The organism is Nostoc sp. CHAB 5836 (assembly GCF_020829445.1).
Taxonomy (GTDB): Bacteria; Cyanobacteriota; Cyanobacteriia; order Cyanobacteriales; family Nostocaceae; genus Nostoc.
Window position 1 is genome coordinate 1 of the sequence record NZ_JAIVFV010000057.1, and the last position, 21,823, is coordinate 21,823.

Consider the following 21,823-nt stretch of genomic DNA (forward strand, 5'->3'; position numbering starts at 1 on the left):
CGTTGGTTAATTCCATTGGATTGGGGCCAGAAAGCCGCTGTTGCGTGAATTTGGCATCACTTCGGAAAGTCTTGGCGACATCTGGTAAAGGCAAAACTGGAAAAACCGCAGCGTAGTTTTCCAGTGTGAGAAATAACTGAGGATTCTTCAAAAATGCCTGTTGATTTGCTGCCACTTTCTGTGACAAAATTACCCGATTCTTGTTATACCCTTCAGAAAAAACCTCTTGGATGGGTAAAGTTGCCACACGCACAGAAGTCGGTAGCCGCAATCCGATCTGATATTGTTGACGTGTTTGTTCTAACTGCTGTTGACGCTCTTGCTGACTTGCCAGTGTTTCATGTTGCGGTAAAGTTGGGATCTGTGGATTGGCAGGAGGACTTGGCTTTGAAGAGGGAGTATCGCCTTTGACTAAGTTTTCCAAGCCAGGGGCACAAGCTAGACCTAATAGAGCTAGCATAGTACGGCGCGATAGGACATATTGCTCTATTAATTGTTGGTGTCGTTGCTGTCGAGTCGGTAAACCCATATACATTGTCCTGCTGAAAAACCTACTTTTCACCAATCAAAATCATACGGTGTCTATTTATATTTGTGTCAAAGATGATACTTATCTTTAAAATTACTAAAAAGGAAACCGACGATGCTGATGGTGATGAAAGTGGGGCAGTGGCAGGTTTGGGTTAACAATTGAACATCGAATTGCAGCAAAAAGATATACAAATCACTTTCTGGGAGTGGGTAAAGCAGCATCCAGAGATTCCGCTTATCTTATGCGAGGGCGAGAAGAAGGCTGCTTGCTTGCACAGTATGGGGTTTGTAGCGATCGCACTGCCGGGAATTTGGAACGGGCGCGTGGGCAAACAAGATTTCGATGAACGGTTGCATCCTGACTTAGTACAGATGCAGCATAAAATCGTGGTGAATTGAGGGTTGAAATTTAAACCCATAGGCGCAACTCTACCAGACGCACTCGCGTTCGCCTTCCCGCAGGGTAGGGGCGCAAAGGGAAGCGCATAGGCGCAACTCTACCAGACGCACTCGCGTTCGCCTTCCCGTAGGGTAGGAACGCAAAGAGAATTCGCTACGAATTTATGAAATATTGTACTTAGTACCAATGGCTGAGGCGGGGCGCAAGTTCATTATATTATTTGACCACGAAACTAAACCTAAAACCCGGTGGTCAGTTTTTCAAGCACTTCATGGCAAGCTTTTTAGCATTTTAGCCATAGATAAATTTTTTAAGCAACTGCTCCTAATAATTTCAATGTAGCAATAGTCGCTGTATTTAAACCTGTAACTTTTTTAATGTTCATTTGCTCATAAGGTTTCTCTGCTTTGAGCGTTTTTGAGCAATTACCTGTTGTTATATCCCATAGCCGAATGGTCTGATCCTCGCCACTGCTAGCCAAAGTTCGATTATCAGGATTAAAAGCAATTGACCAAACCCTGCCTGTATGTCCTTGCAAAGTTCTGAGGCATCGTCCCGTACTAACATCCCATAATTGAACTGTGAAATCTTGGTTGCAACAAGCTAGTATCCTACTATCTGGACTAAAAGCAGCTAACTGTAACCAACCTGTATCTACCTGCAAAAGTTTGACGCATTCATTAGTGTGAATATTCCACAATCTGATTGTTTTATCGGGACTAGTACTTGCCAGTAATTTGCCATCTGGACTGAATGCAACTGACCAAACCCAAGCCTTATGCCCTTCCAACGTTCTTTTACACTTACCAGTACTAACATCCCATAACTTTACCGTCTGGTCATGACTGCCGCTAGCCAAGAGATCGCCTTGTGGACCAAAGGCAACTGACCAAACTGCTGCATGATGTCCCTCAAGAGTTCTTAAAATTTTACCAGTATTAACATCCCACAACTTGACTGTTTGATCTTCACTGCCACTAGCGAGTGTTTGACCATCAGGACAGAAAGCAACCGACCAGACTAGGGCACGATGTCCCTGAAAAGTTTCCAAGGCTTGACCTGTGCGGGCATTCCATAACCTGACTGTTTGATCTTCACTGCCACTAGCGAGTGTTTGACCATCAGGACAGAAAGCAACCGACCAGACGGCTGCACCATGCCCCTGAAAAGTTCTCAAGACTTGACCTGTGCTGACATTCCACAGCCTCACTGAAAAGTCGTGACTACCACTAGCCAGCATTTGCCCATCCGGACTAAAGGCAACTGAGAGTATCTGATCAGTATATCCTTTAAATGTTTTGAAGCATTGACCAGTGTGAACACCCCATAACCTTGCCGTTTGATCATAACTGCCACTAGCCAGGAGATCGCCCTGTGGACTAAAAGCAACTGAATATACCCAACTGGAATGTCCCTGAAAGGTTCTGAGGCATTCACCAGTACTGATATCCCATAACTTCACAGTTCGATCATGACTGCCACTAGCCAGCAGATTGCCTTGGGGACTAAAGGCAACTGAATATATTTCATTGCAATGTCCCTGCAAGGTTTTGAGACATTTCTCAGTATTAATATTCCATAACTTCACCGTATAGTCTTCACTGCTACTTGCTAGCATCTGTCCATCTGGACTAACAGCAATTGACCGTATTCCATCATGATGTCCTTGGAACGTTTTGAGGCATTCACCCGTGTTGATATTCCATAACTTCAGAGTCTGGTCATCACTACCACTTACTAGCATCTGTCCATCTGAGGTAAAAGCAACCGAGTGTACCCAACTTGTGTGTCCCTGCAAGATTTTGAAACATTTCCCAGTACTAATATTCCATAACTTGATCATTTGGTCATCACTGGCACTCGCTAGCGTAGTACCATCTGGACTAAAGGCAACTGACCAAACCTCTTGCTCATGTCCTTGCAAAGTTTGCAGGCATTGACCTGTATCAATATCCCACAACTTTAAAGTGTAATCACCACTGCTGCTGGCAAGAGTTTTACCATCTGGACTAAAGGCAAGTGATATAACCCAGCTACTATGCCCTTTACAGATAAGGATTTGTTTGCTATCTGCAAGCTGCCGCAAGTGAATTTCACCATTAGTATCACCTATAGCTAAAAGTTTGCCATTAGGACTAAAGGCTACCGACAACACACCGCCGAAGGTTTCAGCAAAAATAGACTTATTAAAATGGGCGTTTTGGAAATTTACATCGTGCAATTTAAAAGACCGCAGGTCTGCTTGCCAAATACTCAAAAAAGAAAAATCATAGCCACTGATATCAGTCTCTAAATGACAAAGCAAATTGAGAATATTCCCAGCTGTATAACTTTGTTCTAGCGGTGATGTCTCTCGTAGGCTTGCTAGAATTTGGGTTAGCTGATTTTCAAGGTTTTTTTTGCTTCTCAAAACAGCGAATAACCCATCTATAACTGGCTCAATGATGAGCCGAATTTGAGTCTCCCTAACATAGTCTTTCGCTGTTGCTTTCATCAAAGCATGACACCTAAACAAATCAATATTTTGAGTAACAATTTCCTCACAAACTTCCTCTATCAATTGCTGAGTCACATACTCCATGACTACAGGTTGTAGCGTGAAGAGTGCTGTGCTTTTTTCAACCAAGGAACGCCGTACCAGAGACTCCAGAGCCTCCAGTAATTTTTCTGCTGGTATTGGTGATACGATATCTCCTCGTATTTCTGATGGCGAAACTGGCTCACGATTGATTGCTAGCCAGTACATTATATCTTTCTCTAAATTTGCCAAGCGTGAAAACTGCTGGTCTAGCAGATCCCGAATGCTGCCAAAAACAGCCGTGTAATGTTGCAGAAATTGAGTAACATTACCATCAAAAACATCTTGTATGGTTGTCGCCACTATCTTCAAAGCTAGGGCATTGCCTGCATAACGCTCAACTACCGCTGGTAATTCTGACTCTGAGCCAGAAAAACCCTTGGCTTCAAAGATTTTCTGCCCTGCTACTACTTCTAAACCACTGAGTTGTAATGAGCGTACAGCCAGTGCTTCTCCTGTCAACGACGCAACGTCTTCAGGTTTTTCTCGAGAGGTCAGCACTAAAGAGCTTCGATGAATAACTTGCCCTAGCCGTTTTATCAGTAAGCCATAATCCTCATAGCCTTCTCGATAGCATCCAGCATAAGCGCCTGTTTGCAAAATAGTCTCAACATTATCCAAGATGATGAGACAGCGCTGTTGTTGCAAATATTTAACTAGTTTTGATATTCTATCATTTACTTTTGTTGGTAAATCAGTTTCTAAAATCTCCTCATTAGATAAAAATTGAATTAAGTTAGCTAAAAGGTCAAGAAGTGGGGGAGCATTGTAGAGCGATCGCCAAATAACGTACTCAAAGCATCCTTGAACCTTTTGTGCTAACTTGGCAGCCAGAGAGGTTTTACCAATTCCTCCCATTCCCAACAGCGCCATCACTCGACAGCGTTCTTGGATGAGCCATTCCTCCAACAGAGCCAGTTCGGCTGTACGTCCATAGAAAACAGATACATCCACCATCTCTCCCCAATCAACACGTTTGGGGTTTTTCAAGTCTTCCTGCCCTTTTAAATCAGAGTCTGGGCTTATATAATCGTTCTTATCTAATTCTAGATTAAACATCATAAACAAACTAACAAGCGTCCGTTTGTCAACCCCGGCTTCACGAGTGAGTACCTTCCTAAAAGTGACACTAGTAATCCCAATCTGTTCACTTAATTCTTCTAGAGTAGACTTGGAGCCATTGTTTTCTCTAAATTCCCACTCAAGTTTGGCATTTTGAAGCTTTTGCCAGCCTTCACGAGTCAGTATAAGTCCACGATTGCGTTTGAGTTTCTCGGGTTTCATAATTTTTTAGCAAGAATTTTATTTGGAGTAAGTAGGTTGGCGCAATTAAAGTTAACTGGCTAAGGCTGTCATTTGTCATTCGTCATTTGTCATTAGTAAAGGTTTTAAATTTATTTACGTTTCGTAACATAGTTGACTTTTTTCGCACCAACGTACTTAATAAACTCCTACTGCTAGGAGCATCCCAAATGTGTAAAAACATAATTTGTCATTGCCAGCGTAACGTAGTGAAGCGTTCGCAAAGCGTCTCGTTCGCGTTAGCGTCTCTACGAGACGCTAACGCGAACGCTTCATTCACAATGACGACTCATTATCTTAGTAGATTTGCAAAATTGGGATGCTCCTGTACTGCTTGCGTGTATAGAAGAGGATTGTTAATAATTTAAAATTGTTGCTAAATAAGCTAAATAATTGGTAAAAACCAGCCACAGCAAACATTCAAAAAACTTTATGTTGACAACTAAAAACCATTTTAAAAAGGTTTTAGCCACTTTTAGCATTATTTTGCGACAATTTTATTAGGAATAAACTTTTAGTTTCTTCATTCGATAAATATCAATTAGGTGAGGTTACAGGTATTTACTCTAATGAGAGCAAAATCATCAGGCACTATCTCTAAGTTTAGATTCATCTTTGTAAGTAGTAGTTTCTATATAATAGTACTTGAAAAGTAATTAAAAGTCAATCACAATGCCCCGAAAAAATGCTGTTAATTTAACAATTCAGTTTCCATTGAACGAGAAAATAATTTTGGAGGAGTATTGTGAAAAACAGCTTTTACCTCCAACTTAGCTGCCTTCTACTTAAATGCAACGACTAAAATCAAAACTCCCTTAATTATGAGTCGCCTCTCCTCTCTAGGCTCAAAACAAAATAGAAGCAAAGTAAAGCTAGGAAGATTGATTCTCAATTGCTCCTAGAACTTTTAAAGAAGCAATAGTTGCTTGAGTTAAACCTGTAACACCAGTAATATTCATTCCCTCGTAAGGTCTTTCGTTTCTTAAAGTTTTTAGGCACTCACCTGTCAAAACATCCCATAATTTAACAGTTTCATCTTCGCTACCACTTACCAGGGTTTGACTATCTGGACTAAAGGCAACTGACCTGATCCAGTGGGTATGACCATGTAAAGTTTTAATACATTGACCGGATTGGATATCCCACAACCTGATTGTTTGATCTACGCTACTGCTAGCCAAGAGTTTACCTTCAGGACTAAAAGCAACAGATAATATCCAACTTGTGTGTCCCAACATAGTTTTAAGACATTCACCTGTGCTAACATCCCAGAGCTTCACTGTTTTATCTTTACTGCTACTGGCCAGAATATTACCTTCAGGACTAAAAGCCACAGACAATACCCAACTTGTATGCCCTAACATAGTTTTGAGACATTCACCTGTGCTAATATTCCAAAGCTTGACTGTTTGGTCATCACTGCCACTGGCCAGAATATTCCCTTCAGGAGCAAAGCCGACAGACCATACTCCATGACTATGTTCCAAGATATTCAAGACTTTACCAGTGTTGACATCCCATAGCCTCACAGTTTTGTCATCACTGCCACTGGCCAGAATTCTACCTCCAGGAGCAAAGGCAACTGACTTTACCCAGCCAGTATGTCCCCGTAAGATGTTGCAGCATTGGCAGGTGCTGCTATCCCACAGCCTTACGAGTTGATCATAACTGCCACTTGCCAAGACATTACTTTGAGGACTAAAGGCAACAGTTCGGACTCGATTAGAGTGTCCCCGCAAAGTTTTGTAGCACTTTCCATCCGCAACATCCCACAGCTTTATACTTTGGTCATCACTACTGCTAATTATGGTCTGACCACTAGGAGCAAAAGCAACAGACCACACCCCATTATTGTATCCTTGCAAGATTTTTAAGGCTTGACCAGTGCAAACATCCCAAAACCTTACAGTTTGGTCATCACCACCACTAACTAAGGTTTGACCATCCGGACTGAAAACAACAGACCAGACCAAACTTGTGTGTCCCTGCAAAGTTTTGACACATTCTCCTGTACTAATATCCCAAAGCTTTACAGTTTGGTCATCACTGCCACTAGCCACGATATTACCTCTAGGAGCAAAGGCGACAGACCTAATTCTATCGCTATGTCCCTGGCAAGTTCTGAAGCATTTACCATCCGATATTTTCCACAGTTTCACAGTGTGGTCATCACCACCACTAACCAAGGTTTGACTATCCGGACTAAAAGCAATTGACCAAACCGAACTGGTATGTCCCTGTAAAGTTTTGACGCATTCTCCTGTAAGAAAATTCCATAACTTCACCGTTTTATCACTACTAGCACTGGCTAAAATATTACCTTTCATGTTAAAAACAACTGATAATACTGAACCAGTATGTTCCCGTAAAACTTTGCAGCATTGGCCGGTGGTGACACTCCACAAACGTACTGTCTGATCATCGCTGCCAGAAGCTAGAATTTTACCTTGAGGACTAAAGGCAACAGTTCGTACCTGCTCAGGATGTCCCGTTAAAGTTTTCAGGCATTCACCTGTGTTAACATCCCACAATTTTACATTTAGGTCAGTACCCCCACTGCAAAGAGTGCTACCATTCGGACTGAAGGCGATCGCTCCAACCCAATCAATATGTCCTAAACAGGTCAAAAGTTGTTCGCTTTCAGCAAAGTCTCGCCACAAGCAAATCTTGCCATTTGCGTCACTCGTTGCTAAAATTTCCCCGTTAGGGCTGAATGTTACCGCAGAAATTCTATTGAAGTTTTTAGTAAAAACTGATTTGGCTAGATTAGCATTTTGGAAACTCACTTGAGGTAAATTTACACTTTGCATATCTACTTGCCAAACGCTTAGATTAGAAAAATCATAACCTCTTAAATCGATCTTTAGCTGACGAAGCAAATTGAGAATATTTCCGCTTGTATATCCAAGTTCTAGTAGAGATCCTCCTTGCAACTTTACTAGAATTTCATTTAAATGATTTTCTAACCTGCTTGTGGTTTTAAAAATAACGAGAAGTTCATCTAAAACTGGCTTGACAATTAAACGTATTTGAGCTTCTTTAGTGTAGTCTTTGGACTGAGCTTTACTCAAAGCATAATACTTAAAAAGTACAAATTCTTGACTTGCAATCTCTTGAGAAGTTTGCTTAATTAATTTCCTAGTCACATACTCCATTAGTACAGGATGTAATGTGAAGAAGCCACTTCTTTCATTTAGCGTTGACTGAAACTTGTCGATCAGATTTCGCCTTACTAAAGACTCTAAAGTTTCTAATAATTGGTTTGATGTTACTAGTGACATCAAATCGTCTTGCAATTCGTAGAGTGTAATTGGCTCACAATTAATTGCCAGCCAGTACATTACCACATACTCTAAATTAGATAAGCGCTGAAACTGCTGCTCTAAAACAGCGTATATATCACCAAAAACTCCGGTTTTTTGGTTTAAAAACTCAGAAATATTCCCATTTAAAACATCTTGAATAGTCGTTGCAACTATCTTCAAAGCCAATGGATTCCCAGAATAACGCTCAATCAGTACTTTCTCATCGGACTTTTCTCCAGACAAACCTTTTAGGTGAAAAATTTTTTTTCCTTCTTCCTCTTTCAAACCCCTCAGTTGTAATGAACGAACAGGCAATGCTTGTCCTTCTTCTAACGCCACGTCTTTGGGTTTTTCGCGAGAAGTCAGCAATAAACAGCTATTATGGGGAACTTGTCCTAACCGTCTGATCAGAAAGCTATAATCCTCATAGCCTTCTTGATAGTATCCAGCATAAGCGCCTGTTTGTAAAATGGTTTCAACATTATCAAGGATGATGAGACAATGGTGTTGTTGCAAATATTCAATCAGTTGTGAGATTCTGCCGTTTACACTTTTTAGTAAGTCAGTTTCTAAAACTTGCTCTTTAGATACAAATTGAATTAAATTAGCTAGGAGGTCAAAAAGTGGAGGAGCATTATAGAGCGATCGCCAAATAACGTAGTCAAAGCATCCTTGAACCTTTTGTGCTAACTTAGCAGCCAGAGAGGTTTTACCGATTCCTCCCATTCCCAACAGCGCCACCACTCGACAGCGTTCTTGGATGAGCCATTGCTCCAAAAGAGCTAGTTCGGCTGTGCGTCCATAGAAAAGAGATACATCAATTGTCTCTCCCCAATCAACGCGCTTCGGAAAATTCAAGTCTTGAAGTATTGCTAAATCAAGATTTAACTTGGAATAGTCCTGGGGGTTTAGCTCTAAGTTAAATGCCATGAATAAATAAACAAGCGTTCGTTTATCGACTCCTTCTTGGTTGGCAAGTATCTTGGCGAGTGTGTTTGAAGTTAATCCAGCGCGTTCACTTATTTCTTCGAGGCTATACTTAGAGCCAGATTTCTCTCGAAATTCCGCTTCAAGTTTCGCCCTCTGAAACTTTTGCCAGCCTTCACGAGTCAGTAGAACGCCACGATTACGTTTTGGCTTGTTCTGATTCATAAATTATCAGTACCTATTTTTTTAAGGCAATAGTCCGTAACTCCACTTTCAAGGTAGTGTTCTCCACGATCATTAATTTGGCTCAAAGGCTAGTTAGAGATGGAATCAGCGCTAACAACATCTAAAAAGTAAGTAGGTTGGCGCAATTAAAGTTAACTGGCTAAGGCTGTCATTCGTCATTTGTCATTAGTAAGGGTTTTGAGATTACTTACTTTTTGTAACATACTTGAGTTTTTTCGCACCAACGTACTTAAAATCTGATGACGCGATCGCCTCCGACGTGTCTCTTTGGAATTCAGCAACCGCCAAAGGCAAGCTCATACACTACTCACTGGAGAGCGAGTAAAGAATGCCTTATGAAGATTTCTCAGAGTTTAATTTAATGATTTATGCAAGTTTAAAAATAACTATTTATTGCTAAATTTGTATTGAAAGCAAGTTTGATTCAGTTAAATGCAACATCATTTAAAACCTACCATTTGGGTTAGAGTACAACATCTATCAAAGGGTAGATCGTATAATGATCTTTTATGTTTTCCCAATATATTGGGAATTTTTACCCAAATTGGGAAATAGTCATTTTGAGGAGCAATCAAAAATATTTTCTCAAGTGTTAGGATTACTCAACAAATATCAAACTGTTGTAAGTAGGTTGGCGCAATTAAAGTTAACTGGCTAAGGCTGTCATTTGTCATTGGTCATTTGTCATTAGACATCTGGTGAAAATGAATGTAGAGACGTAGCACTGCTACGTCTCTACAAGGGTTTCAGGCAACGCATAATTAATTTCTGGAGATGTCTATTAGTCATTAGTAAAGGTTTTAAGCATATTTACGTTTCGTAACATACTTGATTTTTTTCGCACCAACGTACTTATTAGGAAACAGAGAATTTTGCTCTGTAAGATCATTTGTGACAAGTCAAGGTAAAATTCATTTTGTCAATAGTAATTGTGCTTAAAAGTGGTTGGCTGTGATTTTAGGTACTTATTGATCCCCCCAACCCCCCTTAAAAAGGGGGGCAAAACCTTTCAAAGTCCCCCTTAAAAAGGGGGATTTAGGGGGATCTAGAACGTTTTGCTACCAATAAAAAGACTTTTAAAACATCCTCTAAAGTAAACCTTAAATTGTAGGGTGCATTACGGCTAATTTCTACTATCTCAAACGCTCAAATCGTTACATAGCCGTAACACACCCTACTTAATATTTACTTTGTAAATGACTTCTTAACTCCGTGTAAGTAAGTCGGCAAAAATAAACCAAACTATATTACGAAACGTAAATACACCTTAAACCCTTATAAATGACGAAGGACAAATGACAAATACTTCGACTTCGCTCAGTACAAGTGACAGCCTTAGCTAGTTAGCTTTATTTGCGTCGCTCTACTTAAAACTGATAATCTTTACTCAAACGCCGGAATCAATTGTACAGAACATTTGCTTTTTTCGCGCCAACTTACTCAACGTAAAAATTGTATTTAGGATGAAGTTTTATCCTAAATACAATTTTGGTTAGAAAAGATATTTACTCTACAAGCAACACCTTGCTATAAGCATCCCTTTTTGATCAAACTCATGAGCCAAAATGCTGTCCAAGTCAAGTTGGATGCTATTTAAATTTTCGACATCGTTATCAATAATTTTACTCTCAAAATCTTGAATCAAAAATTGCTGCTCGATAGCTGTAATTGTTGTGGTGGTGGTGAAACCTGAACCCTTAGAATTAAAGAGAGATGGAATCACTTCACCTTGATTGAAATGAGTTGAGTAAACTTCCGCACCGTTATCTTGGAGCAAGATGCCATCTGTATAAGTTAGAGATGATGGATTTAGCGTTAGCTTCTCTACAGTATTTCTAGATTCAATAGGCTCAGTCGGACTAGCATATACTGGTGGCAATAATTTAACAATCAAGGTATTAGCCAAGAAAGTAGAGGCAATGTAAGTAAACAATTTGGTTGATAACATCAATAGCATCCTCAATGAAATTATTTGGACTCAACTAGGAAACTTTGGAAGGACTGTTCTGGGTGCCTTGGCTATTAGGTGAGGCACTGAATGTCAACTCTCGGTTGTATACGTGTACGTGACTCTAGAGGTTTCAACATATGTTGCACTTCTTTATCTGAAATGTAATCTTCTTCAGGTGGGCTGAAGTACAACAGGGCAGTTTCGTAACAAGCGATCGCCACACGGTGGCGTTCTTGGGCAGCAAGCCCTGCAACCATCTCAAGCGTTTCTTCCATATGCTCTACATCAGCACCGACACTACTGTGTACGCGCAGACAACGGGTGGCTACAATGTCTGATGGCAGCAAAGCCTCAACTGACTGGATATGCTTTTCTTTGATGCCTGTCGCTAAACGTTCCAGCGTATAGGAATAGCCAACGCAACCGATTGGATCTTGAGCATATACACTCTGAGTTAAGTAATTCACTAAAACCACTGCACTGATGGGAATAAGTGCTTCCACTACAGCCTCAGCTTTGTATCCCATCGATTGGATGTCAAGCAAAGCAAGTCGGTCATGACCCGTTTCTTCTTTAGCTTTATGTGCAGCCCACTGTGCTAAACTCGTCCGACCAAATGCAGCAAAGCGCCCAGAAGCTTCTTTTATCAGTAGCGGGTAGGTGTGAGTTAGATGGTAAGAAGCTGCCAGTTGCCATACCCAGTGGATAGGGGTCAAGATAGGTAATCTGCGATCAGATTTCACTGTGTGCCAGGCAGATGCGATCGCCTGATCTAAAAGTTTCTGGGTTTTGGCTATGCTGTCTGCATTCATCATCTTTGGGGAAAAGCGATCGCCACTTCCGGCAGAAGTGGGTCGATCCTTATGAGTGCAGTTAGAATTTTTCACTGTTTCTTTAGACACAAAACGTGCTGATTCAGTATCAATTAAAAAGTCGTTACGCATACTTCGTTTCCTCAGTTACGGTTGCTACAGAATTAGAGTTGTTGCAGAATAAGCTAAATAACTGATGAAACCCAGCTACACCAAGCATTTTAAACAAATGAGCTTGAATGGATAAAATGCAATACAGTTCAGTTAAGCATTTCTTTCTTCTCTTTGCGTCCTTGGCGTCCTTGGCGGTTCGTAAAAAAAATTGACTTTGGCAAAGAGTTTTAGCCTTAACCCAAGCGTATTGGGATAAAATGTAGACACTACAGGGGTTTGAGCTACTTTAGACGTTCAACAAGCGACAATCCAAAAAATCACCAGTCAAATAAGTCGATTAAACTGTGTTAAAGCTTGTGCTAGAGGAATGCGATCGCACCCCCCAAAATACCAAACTCATATTGCACTCCCATGTCTTCCAGCATCTTGACCACTACCTCGGATTATTGGGATAGGGGCAATTCCTGACTTTATTTGAGAGAGGCAATGTCCAATTGTGAGTTGTGCTAGACATTCACAAGAAAACAGGGGGTCAAAAACGACTTAGTACAGATGCAGCATTAATTCGTGGCGAATTGAGTGTTGAAATTTAAACGCATAGGCGTCTCGCCTTCCCGCAGGGTAGGGGCGCAAAGGGAAGCGCATAGGCGCTTCGCCTTCCCGTAGGGTAGGAACGCAAAGAGAATTCGCTACGAATTTATGAAATATTGTACTTAGATAGCCAGAAAATTCCATACTTTTAGGACTACAGAAAAAGGTTATGCAGAGGCAATGTGGACAAATCAAATATTTCGTAGCATAGCTGATTACTCATCTTATGCACCCTCGTTTATGTAATTGATTGGTAGATGCTTGATGTAATCAAGTTTCCTAAATTTACAAAACTTTTGCAACTCAAGATAAGAAACTTAAGATAAAGATAAGTTATTTTAGCTTCTCTATTTCCCAGTTTCGTAAAATTCTTTTGCATTTTGGTATTTTCCAAAGGCAAAGTAAGCTATTCCCAACTGATTCAAAGTCTTGGCAACTTCAAGTTGATTCCCTGTTTGTTGATAGATTGTCAGCGCTTGTTGCCAAGATTGTAATGCTTCTTTATATTGACTCGCTTACCGTCAACAGCTTGGTTTGTGACCAATCCAGGTGTGAGTGTATTGTAAATCAAGGTGTCTCACCCGTTTGACAAGAAAATTTAGCGATCGCACAACATTGTTGACTGTAAATGAGCTTTTAATATTCGTGAATGAGCCTTTGAGCTTGATTGAAGCCAACAGTGTGGTAGGCTCAAGCCTCGATTGAATGGGCAATAGCCAATGGATACAGATGGTAAGCTGGAAAGTAAGTAAGTCAGCAAGAATAAACCAAACTATATTACGAAACGCAAATACGCCTTAAACCCTTATAAATGACAAATGACAAATGACGAATGACAGCCTTAGCTAGTTAGCTTTATTTGCGTCGCTCTACTTAGATAAAAGTTAAAGTAGATTAAATAACCTGAGCATTATCGCTTACTTTTCAAACATCCTCTTAGAGATTTCAAGCCGCTTCCCCAGTAAGGCGATACACCAAGGAGTATTTGCCGACATTTGGGCATTGAACCCTTACAATCTAATGCATCATGCGAAGCGTCACGGTTGGTGGGAGAATAAAAACGAGGAATGATGCTTGCCTGGTGTGATCTCCAGCCCAAAGGAATCTGTAAAAATGTGGAAACGAATTGTATTAATTTTGCTATTGGTATTGAGCTTCAGTCTGAGTAATTCTGGTGTAGCTGCTGCGGCTGGACTCAAAAGCTTTGTAGACACTAGTGATGGCTATCAGTTTTTATATCCTAACGGCTGGCTGCCAGTCAAAGTTGCCAATGGGCCAGATGTGGTTTTCCACGATTTGATTGAAGTGTCTGAAAATGTTTCCGTTGTGATTAGCCCCGTTCCAGAAGGCAAAACTTTGTCAGAATTGGGAACCCCAACAGAAGTAGGATATAAATTAGGAAAAGCAGCTCTGGCGCCTCCTGACTCTGGTCGTTCGGCGGAATTGGTCAATGCCGCGCAGCGAGAAGTAGACGGTAAAACATACTACCTTTTAGAGTATGAGGTTAAACTCCCCAATCAACAGCAACGGCACAACATTGCCAGCGTCGCTGTTAGCCGTGGTAAACTTTTTACCTTCAACGCCTCAATTCCTGAAAAACGCTGGCAGAGAGTTAAAGGAATGATTGATGAGGTTGTTAATTCTTTTTCTGTTTATTAATCGGGTCTGTGGGGAGTAAGAATTTTAGATTTTCGATTTTAGATTGAAATTTAATCCAAAATCTGAAATTGAGTTGCCCAATGCCCAATTAACAAGCTGATCAGATCATGAAAATTCCACCTTTTGTACTTGCCTCAGCTTCCCCAGCCCGTCGCCGCTTGCTGCAAACTGTTGGTATTGAACCGATAGTTAAACCTAGTGATTTTGACGAGTCGCAAATTGAACTGAGTGAACCAGCAGAATTGGTCAAAACTCTTGCCCAGTACAAGGCGGAAACTGTAGCTTCGCAGTTTGAATCGGCTTTGATTATGGGTTGTGATTCAGTTTTATCCATGAATGGTGAAATTTACGGCAAACCAGCAGACACTTCAGAAGCGATCGCTCGTTGGCAGATAATGCAAGGTCACTTTGGCGATTTGTACACAGGTCATGCCTTAATTGATTTAGAGCAAAACCGCACTTTAGTCAAGTCTCAAGTCACAAAAGTTTACTTTGCCGAAATGAGCGACAAGGCCATTGAAGCATACGTTGCCACTGGTGAACCACTCAAGTGTGCTGGAGCCTTTGCGATTGAGGGTTTTGGTAGTTTCTTTGTCGAAAAAATTGAAGGCTGTCACAGCAATGTAATTGGACTCAGTTTACCCCTGCTGCGGCAGATGCTAGGGGAATTGGGATATGATGTCACTAATTTTTGGCAATAGTTATGATTTTGTATTAGTCCACGGAGGTGGACTTTGTTTGTATAGCCGCGAATTCTATTCGCCAGGGCTTAAGTTAACACGCATTGCTCCCGGCTTAACGTTAGCGGCTCCCAGCTTAACGTTAGCGGTTCCCGGCTTAATGTTAGTGGTTCCCGGCTTGACGTTAGCGGTTCCCGGCTTGACGTTAGCGGCTCCCGGCTTAACGTTAGTGGTTCCCGGCTTAACGTTAGTGGCTCCCGGCTCGACGTTAGTGGCTCCCGGCTCGACGTTAGCAGCTCCCGGCTCGACGTTAGCTGCTACAGGGTTGACGTTAGCGGTTCCAAGCTCGGCGTTTGCTGTTCCAAGCTTGGAAATCGGTATTTTAGGCGAACTACGCTTGCAATACAAAATCTGATGCAACCAGAGTTGGCGCACCAGTAACAACCGCAAATGGGCCACCGATGCCAAAACCAGCCACGCTACCATTAGAGTTGTAGAACAACTGCCCAGTTACAGGGTTGTAGACAATCACAGCAGTGCTGGCTGCCCCTAAAGAAGTGACTTCAAAATTACTAGCATTACTAAAACCGGTTCCCACAGCAGAAGTAATTGCACTAAAGGTAGTCTTATCCAGTACAATCTTGTCACCTTGGGACTGTTTGAAATCAGAGATGGTATCTAAACCAACAGCAGAACTGTCAAAGCGAGCATTGGTATCGTAAAGGAATCTGTCAGCACCGATGCCACCGACAAGGGTATCATTGCCAGCACCGCCGATGAGGATATCATTGCCAGCACCGCCAGAGAGCAAGTCGTTGCCAGCTTTGCCGTCGATGGTGTCGTTACCAGCTTTGCCGTCGATGATATCCTTGTTAATTGTGCCGTTGAGAGTGTCTGCACGGGGAGTTCCTGTGACTTCAGGAGTGCCGCCGATATTCGTCCCGCCAAACAACACATAGCTTTGCCCAGATTCGGTGCCGTTGGGGTCGGCACCCCATGCCCCGATAATCAGGTCGTCGAAGCGATCGCCGTTGACATCTCCGGCACTGCTGACAGACCAGCCTGAGTAGTCACCCGCCGCGATGCCGTTGATGGTGAAGCCGTTAGCGCCGTTGAGGGTGGAGAGGTTGAGAGTGGCGCTCCATCCTGTGTTGCCAAACACTACGTAGCTTTGCCCAGAATCAGTGCCGTTGGGGTCGGCAAGTCTTGCCCCAATAATCAGGTCGTCGGAGCCATCGCCGTTGACATCTCCGGCACTGCTGACAGAAACGCCTGATTGGTCACCATATGCGATGCCGTTGATGGTGAAGCCGTTAGCGCCGTTGAGGTTAGAGAGGTTGAGAGTGGCGCTCCATCCTGTGCTCTTGCCAAACACCACGTAGCTCTGCCCAAAATCGGAGGCGCCCTTGGCACCATAAGCCCCGATAATCAGGTCGTCGATGCCGTCATTGTTGACATCTCCGGCACTGCTTGCAGAAAAGCCTGATTGGTCACTTGCTGTGATACCGTTGATGGTGAAGCCGTTAGCGCCATTGAGGGTGGAGAGGTTGAGAGTGGCGGTAAAGCCTGTGCTTTTGCCAAACACCACGTAGCTCTGCCCAGCAGCATCGATGCCGTTGGGGTCGGCATAGACTGCCCCGATAATCAGGTCAGCGATGCCGTCATTGTTGACATCTCCGGCACTGCTTGCAGAAAAGCCTGACCAGTCACCCGCTGCGATGCCGTTGATGGTGAAGCCATTAGTGCCGTTGAGGTCTGAGAGGTTGAGAGTGGCATCAAAGCCTGTGCTTTTGCCAAACACCACGTAGCTCTGCCCTGAATTAGTGCCGTTGGCGTCGGCACTCTCTGCCCCAATAATCAGGTCAGCGATGCCGTCATTGTTGACATCTCCGGCACTGCTGACAGACCTGCCTAAGGTGTCACCCGCCGCGATGCCGTTGATGGTGAAGCCGTTAGTGCCATCGAGGTTATAGAGGTTGAGAGTGGCGTCAAAGCCTGTGCTTTTGCCAAACACCACGTAGCTCTGCCCAGAAAAAGAGCCGTTGGGGTCGGCATAGACTGCCCCGATAATCAGGTCAGCGATGCCGTCATTGTTGACATCTCCGGCACTGCTGACAGAAGTGGCGGTGTCACCCGCTGCGATGCCGTTGATGGTGAAGCCGTTAGCGCCGTTGAGGTTAGAAAGGTTGAGAGTGGAGCTAAAGCCGTTGCTGCTGCCAAACACCACGTAGCTCTGCCCTGAATCTGTGTCGTTGGCGTCGGCACCGTATGCCGCGATAATCAAGTCGTCGAAGCCGTCATTGTTGACATCTCCAGCACTGCTGACAGAATAGCCTAAGTTGTCACCCGCTGTGATGCCATTGATAGTGAAGCCGTTAGTGCCGTCGAGGTTAGAGAGATTAAATGATGAAATAACCATGATTTTCTCCTATGTTTATAGAGACGCGATTAATCGCGTTTGTACTATTTAGGCGAACTACGCTTGCAACACAAAATCTGATGCAACCAGAGTTGTAGCACCAGTTAGAACCGCAAAGGGACCACCGATGCCAAAACCAGCGACGCTACCATTGGAGTTGTAGAACAACTGCCCAGTTACAGGGTTGTAAACAATCACAGCAGTGCTGGCTGCCCCTAAAGACGTGGCTTCAAAATTACTAGCATTACTAAAACCGGTTCCGACAGCAGAAGTAATTGCACTAAAGGTAGTCTTATCCAGTACAATTTTGTCACCTTGGGACTGTTTGAAATCAGAGATGGTATCTAAACCAATAGCAGAACTGTCAAAGCGAGCATTGGTATCGTAAAGGAATCTGTCAGCACCGATGCCACCGATAAGGGTATCATTGCCAGCACCGCCGATGAGAATATCATTGCCAGCACCGCCTTGGAGCAGGTCGTTGCCAGCTTTACCGTCGATGGTGTCATTGCCAGCTTTGCCGTCGATGATATCCTTGTTAATTGTGCCTGGGAGAGTGTCTGCACGGGGAGTTCCTGTCACTTCAGGAGTGCCGCCGATATTCGTCCCGCCAAATAACACATAGCTCTGCCCAGAACCTGAGCCGTTGGGGTCGGCACCGGGTGCCCCAATAATCAGGTCGTCGAAGCGATCGCTGTTGATATCTCCGGCACTGCTGACAGAATAGCCTGATAAGTCATTCCCTGCGATGCCGTTGATGGTGAAGCCGTTAGCGCCGTTGAGGGTGGAGAGGTTGAGAGTAGAGCTAAAGCCTGTGTTGCCAAACACCACGTAGCTTTGCCCTGAACCTGAGCCATTGGGGCCGGCACCATAAGCCCCGATAATCAGGTCAGCGATGCCGTCGTCGTTGACATCTCCGGCACTGCTGACAGAAGAGCCTGATTCGACATTCGCTGCGATGCCGTTGATGGTGAAGCCGTTATAGCCGTTGAGGCTAGAGAGGTTGAGAGTGGCGCTAAAGCCTGTGTTCTTGCCAAACACCACGTAGCTCTGCCCAGAAGAAGAGTACCCGTTGGGGTCGGCATAGCGTGCCCCGATAATCAGGTCAGCGATGCCGTCATTGTTGACATCTCCGGCACTGCCAAGAGACCAGCCTGATTCGTCACGCGCTGCGATGCCGTTGATGGTGAAGCCGTTAGCGCCGTCGAGGTTATAGAGGTTGAGAGTGGCGTCAAAGCCTGTGCTCTTGCCAAACACCACGTAGCTCTGCCCAGAATCGGTGCCGTTGGCATCGGCATAGGGTGCCCCGATAATCAGGTCAGCGATGCCGTCATTGTTGACATCTCCGGCACTACTGACAGAATAGCCTGATCTGTCACCCGCCGCGATGCCGTTGATGGTGAAGCCGTTAGTGCCGTTGAGGTTATAGAGGTTGAGAGTGGCGTCAAAGCCTGTGCTCTTGCCAAACACCACGTAGCTCTGCCCTGAATATTCGCCGTTGGGGGAGGCATAGGCTGCCCCGATAATCAGGTCAGCGATGCCGTCATTGTTGACATCTCCGGCACTACCAAGAGACCAGCCTGAGTAGTCAACCGCTGCGATGCCGTTGATGGTGAAGCCGTTAGTGCCATCGAGGTTATAGAGGTTGAGAGTGGCGTCAAAGCCGTTGCTCTTGCCAAACACCACGTAGCTCTGCCCTGAATATAAGCCGTTGGGGGAGGCATAGGGTGCCCCGATAATCAGGTCAGCGATGCCGTCATTGTTGACATCTCCGGCACTACCAAGAGACCAGCCTGAGTAGTCAACCGCTGCGATGCCGTTGATGGTGAAGCCGTTAGTGCCGTTGAGGTTAGAGAGGTTGAGAGTGGAGCTAAAGCCGTTGCTGCTGCCAAACACCACGTAGCTCTGCCCAGAATCTGTGCCGTTGGGGTCGGCAAGTCTTGCCCCGATAATCAAGTCGTCGAAGCCGTCATTGTTGACATCTCCGGCACTGCTGACAGAATAGCCTAAGTAGTCACCCGCTGCGATGCCGTTGATGGTGAAGCCGTTAGCGCCGTCGAGGTTAGAGAGATTAAATGATGAAATAACCACGATTTTATCCTATGTTTATAGTAATTGAGGAAGTCGAGAGCCTTGGTAAATGGAATTGGCGGCTACGCAAACTCTTTAGGCTTGCGCCGACTAACAAATTAAAGTTTTGAAACCTGCGTTCCTTTAGCGTCTCGTAGGGAAGGAAAGGCAGGTTTTGTTTGTGCAGATATGGTTTCTAGCCGCGCATTTACAGCACTCGTAATTCGTAATTAGGAAATTTAATCACGAGTTACAAAGCTTAAAATTACGAATTGTATTGATAGCGATCTTTTGGTGTCACCTAGTCAACTGATTTGACTTTGTAAACAAAAATTACTTTGATAACCGTTAAACCACCTAAATATTCTGATGAATATCTAAAATTGTCAATAAACTGGGCGTTATTGTGGTAAAATTACGTTTAATTTTAGTATGTTGAGAAACAAAAACCCAACATTTGCGCCTTTGTTGGCTAAAGCCTTGGCGACTGGAAGTCGCGGCTACACAGACAAAACCCACCTCCGTGGGTTAAAAACCTTTGATTTTCCTTAGTCCACGGAGGTGGACGAAAGTTTGTGTAGTAGCGAATTCTATTCGCCTATTACTGGAAGTCGCGGCTACACAGACAAAACCCACCTCCGTGGGTTAAAAACCCTTGATTTCCTCTTAGTCCACGGAGGTGGACGAAAGTTTGTATAGCCGCGATTTCTAATCGCTAGGGCTAGGTGCAAGATGTGAGCTAACCACTTATCTGTTGAAACGGCACGACAAGTTGTAGACTGGCCACTAGATCGCATTCCCAACTAGAATATGTCATTTACTTCTATGCCCTCGCTGCGTGAGCAACAACATCCCCTAATTCGTCAGCTAGCTGATTGTATTGAGGCAGCTTGGCATCAGCACCTTGATCTATCACCCTACCATTTGCCTGATGAGTTGGGGTATGTGGAAGGTAGATTAGAAGGCGAAAAACTGACGATTGAAAACCGTTGCTATCAAACCCCCCAGTTTCGGAAAATGCATTTGGAACTGGCAAAAATCGGCAATATGCTGGATATTCTGCACTGCGTCATGTTTCCGCGTCCAGAATACAACCTGCCGATGTTCGGTTGCGATTTAGTTGGGGGTAGAGGGCAAATTAGTGCAGCGATCGCAGACCTTTCTCCGATTCAAGTAGAACGTACTTTACCAGAATCTTATACTTCTGCACTCACACAGCTAACAGTGGTTAACTTTTCCCAACCCCGTGAATTACCTGAATGGGGAAATATTTTTTCGGATTTTTGCATCTTTGTCCGCCCCAGTTCTGCTGAAGAAGAAACAATGTTTCTTTCGCGAGTGCGAGACTTTTTAGACATCCATTGCACCCAAGCGATCGCCTCACATCCTGTTTCAGTTGAACAAGTCACGCAAAATCTTGCCGGACAACACAACTACTGCACCAAACAGCAGCAAAACGATAAAACCCGCCGCGTCCTAGAAAAAGCCTTTGGCACAGCTTGGGCAGAACATTACATGACTACAGTTTTATTCGATCTCCCAAATTAGGCTTAAGTCGTGTCAATTTTGTGGATCGAGGACAGCATATCCCTTTATGCATCTGAATTATCGGCTATTTGAATTTCTTGCTCATATTGCGCGATTGCTTCTTCAATTGTTTCATTACTAACATCTGAAATATCGGATTTTGAATAAATTGTAGTGAGTATAATTCCTTGATCAGTTTTCAGATAATAAATGACTCGATAGCCTCCACTTTTTCCTTTTTGAATGTTGCTATTTTTAAGACGAACTTTGAAAACCTGATATTTAACTCCAGCGATTCTATCACCGAGAATTTCACCTGCTTGAAGTTGCTCGATTAAGGGTTGGAGATCGGTACGAATTGAACGATAGCGTTTGGCAAGTTCTCGAAGATCCCTTTTAAAACGAGGTGTAAGAGCGATCTGGATTGACGATGGTTCACTCTGCATCAATGCCTGACCACATTTCTGAGAGGGGAATAGTTTGTCCGGTTAAAGCCTCGTGTAAACCTTGGCGAATACCTTCTATAACAACTTCTGTAGGTGTTTCATCAGGATCGGTTTCGTCATCTTCGGAAAGTAAGACGATAACACGAACGCGCTGTGGTTTGATGAATCCCAGTGATTTATCGAGCGTAAGTTGTCCACTCTCATTAATTGTCGCTGTGGTTTCAATTGCATTCGTGGATAATGTATAGTGTTGTTAAATATCGAG

At 43.6% G+C, this 21,823-nt stretch carries 13 protein-coding genes and 5 pseudogenes; 5 read left to right on the top strand and 13 right to left on the bottom strand.

Annotated features, from left to right (window positions below; all coding sequences use genetic code 11):
• Nucleotides 1–529, bottom strand: a pseudogene (locus tag LC605_RS13590) (hypothetical protein); the annotation flags it as partial.
• 200 nt (nt 530–729) lie between these two features.
• Here LC605_RS13590 and LC605_RS13595 point away from each other — a divergent pair.
• Together LC605_RS13595 and LC605_RS34155 are read left to right on the top strand one after the other, a co-directional pair.
• Nucleotides 730–900 (top strand): annotated as a pseudogene (locus LC605_RS13595) (DUF3854 domain-containing protein); the annotation flags it as partial.
• Nucleotides 901–1,102: 202 nt separating this feature from the next.
• A complete protein-coding gene (locus LC605_RS34155) occupies nt 1,103–1,273 on the top strand; it encodes a DUF3854 domain-containing protein (protein WP_369010354.1) in 171 nt (56 codons plus the stop codon).
• Here the strand turns inward: LC605_RS34155 and LC605_RS13600 are convergent.
• The 5 genes and pseudogenes from LC605_RS13600 to LC605_RS34160 all read right to left on the bottom strand — a co-directional run.
• Nucleotides 1,242–4,793 (bottom strand): NB-ARC domain-containing protein, encoded by a 3,552-nt coding sequence (locus LC605_RS13600; RefSeq protein ID WP_229548059.1) that lies wholly within the window; start codon nt 4,791–4,793, stop codon nt 1,242–1,244. The two genes, LC605_RS34155 and LC605_RS13600, sit on opposite strands and share 32 nt — an antisense overlap.
• An 890-nt stretch (nt 4,794–5,683) precedes the next feature.
• Nucleotides 5,684–9,268, bottom strand: a complete 3,585-nt coding sequence (locus LC605_RS13605; RefSeq protein ID WP_229548060.1) for an NB-ARC domain-containing protein — start codon at nt 9,266–9,268, stop codon at nt 5,684–5,686.
• Nucleotides 9,269–10,799: 1,531 nt separating this feature from the next.
• On the bottom strand, nt 10,800–11,237 hold the full coding sequence (locus LC605_RS13610) for a hypothetical protein (RefSeq protein WP_229548061.1): 438 nt from the start codon (nt 11,235–11,237) through the stop codon (nt 10,800–10,802).
• Between the two features lie 74 nt (nt 11,238–11,311).
• Nucleotides 11,312–12,184, bottom strand: a complete 873-nt coding sequence (locus tag LC605_RS13615) for a hypothetical protein (protein ID WP_229548062.1) — start codon at nt 12,182–12,184, stop codon at nt 11,312–11,314.
• A gap of 920 nt (nt 12,185–13,104) precedes the next feature.
• Nucleotides 13,105–13,254, bottom strand: a pseudogene (locus LC605_RS34160) (tetratricopeptide repeat protein); the annotation flags it as partial.
• Between the two features lie 616 nt (nt 13,255–13,870).
• Here LC605_RS34160 and psbP point away from each other — a divergent pair.
• Together psbP and LC605_RS13625 are read left to right on the top strand one after the other, a co-directional pair.
• Complete coding sequence (gene psbP, locus LC605_RS13620; protein WP_229548063.1) at nt 13,871–14,416, top strand: photosystem II reaction center PsbP; 546 nt, start codon at nt 13,871–13,873, stop codon at nt 14,414–14,416.
• A gap of 107 nt (nt 14,417–14,523) precedes the next feature.
• Nucleotides 14,524–15,117, top strand: a complete 594-nt coding sequence (locus tag LC605_RS13625; RefSeq protein ID WP_229548064.1) for a nucleoside triphosphate pyrophosphatase — start codon at nt 14,524–14,526, stop codon at nt 15,115–15,117.
• 54 nt (nt 15,118–15,171) lie between these two features.
• Here LC605_RS13625 and LC605_RS13630 read toward each other — a convergent pair whose 3' ends face one another.
• The 6 genes and pseudogenes from LC605_RS13630 to LC605_RS33355 all read right to left on the bottom strand — a co-directional run.
• Nucleotides 15,172–15,531, bottom strand: coding sequence for a hypothetical protein (locus tag LC605_RS13630; RefSeq protein WP_229548065.1), 360 nt, complete (start codon nt 15,529–15,531; stop codon nt 15,172–15,174).
• Complete coding sequence (locus tag LC605_RS13635; RefSeq protein WP_229548066.1) at nt 15,488–17,515, bottom strand: hypothetical protein; 2,028 nt, start codon at nt 17,513–17,515, stop codon at nt 15,488–15,490. The genes LC605_RS13630 and LC605_RS13635 overlap by 44 nt, the downstream gene beginning before the upstream one ends.
• 57 nt (nt 17,516–17,572) lie before the next feature.
• The gene (locus tag LC605_RS13640) at nt 17,573–18,988 is read right to left on the bottom strand and encodes a hypothetical protein (protein WP_229548082.1); all 1,416 of its coding nucleotides are present in this window, start codon (nt 18,986–18,988) and stop codon (nt 17,573–17,575) included.
• A gap of 6 nt (nt 18,989–18,994) precedes the next feature.
• Nucleotides 18,995–19,339: pseudogene (locus tag LC605_RS33350) on the bottom strand (integrin alpha); the annotation flags it as partial.
• Complete coding sequence (locus tag LC605_RS13650) at nt 19,255–19,452, bottom strand: hypothetical protein (protein WP_229548085.1); 198 nt, start codon at nt 19,450–19,452, stop codon at nt 19,255–19,257. The pseudogene LC605_RS33350 and the gene LC605_RS13650, both read right to left, overlap by 85 nt.
• A gap of 7 nt (nt 19,453–19,459) precedes the next feature.
• Nucleotides 19,460–19,606, bottom strand: a pseudogene (locus LC605_RS33355) (integrin alpha); the annotation flags it as partial.
• Nucleotides 19,607–20,395: 789 nt separating this feature from the next.
• Here LC605_RS33355 and LC605_RS13660 point away from each other — a divergent pair.
• Complete coding sequence (locus LC605_RS13660) at nt 20,396–21,133, top strand: phycocyanobilin:ferredoxin oxidoreductase (RefSeq protein WP_229548067.1); 738 nt, start codon at nt 20,396–20,398, stop codon at nt 21,131–21,133.
• A gap of 44 nt (nt 21,134–21,177) precedes the next feature.
• On the opposite strand, the gene LC605_RS13665 is transcribed toward LC605_RS13660, so the two are convergent.
• Nucleotides 21,178–21,558: a type II toxin-antitoxin system RelE/ParE family toxin gene (locus LC605_RS13665; protein WP_229548068.1), complete on the bottom strand. Its 381-nt coding sequence runs from the start codon at nt 21,556–21,558 to the stop codon at nt 21,178–21,180.
• Nucleotides 21,559–21,823 lie beyond the last annotated feature (265 nt).

What these genes read in the sequence shown, in the direction of transcription:
- LC605_RS13665 (WP_229548068.1), bottom strand. Translation starts at nt 21,558, where the DNA reads ATGCAGAGTGAACCATCGTCAATCCAGATCGCTCTTACACCTCGTTTT.
- LC605_RS13610 (WP_229548061.1), bottom strand. Translation starts at nt 11,237, where the DNA reads ATGTTATCAACCAAATTGTTTACTTACATTGCCTCTACTTTCTTGGCT.
- LC605_RS13635 (WP_229548066.1), bottom strand. Translation starts at nt 17,515, where the DNA reads ATGGTTATTTCATCATTTAATCTCTCTAACCTCGACGGCACTAACGGC.
- LC605_RS13660 (WP_229548067.1), top strand. Translation starts at nt 20,396, where the DNA reads ATGTCATTTACTTCTATGCCCTCGCTGCGTGAGCAACAACATCCCCTA.
- psbP (WP_229548063.1), top strand. Translation starts at nt 13,871, where the DNA reads ATGTGGAAACGAATTGTATTAATTTTGCTATTGGTATTGAGCTTCAGT.
- LC605_RS13600 (WP_229548059.1), bottom strand. Translation starts at nt 4,793, where the DNA reads ATGAAACCCGAGAAACTCAAACGCAATCGTGGACTTATACTGACTCGT.
- LC605_RS13625 (WP_229548064.1), top strand. Translation starts at nt 14,524, where the DNA reads ATGAAAATTCCACCTTTTGTACTTGCCTCAGCTTCCCCAGCCCGTCGC.
- LC605_RS13615 (WP_229548062.1), bottom strand. Translation starts at nt 12,184, where the DNA reads ATGCGTAACGACTTTTTAATTGATACTGAATCAGCACGTTTTGTGTCT.
- LC605_RS13605 (WP_229548060.1), bottom strand. Translation starts at nt 9,268, where the DNA reads ATGAATCAGAACAAGCCAAAACGTAATCGTGGCGTTCTACTGACTCGT.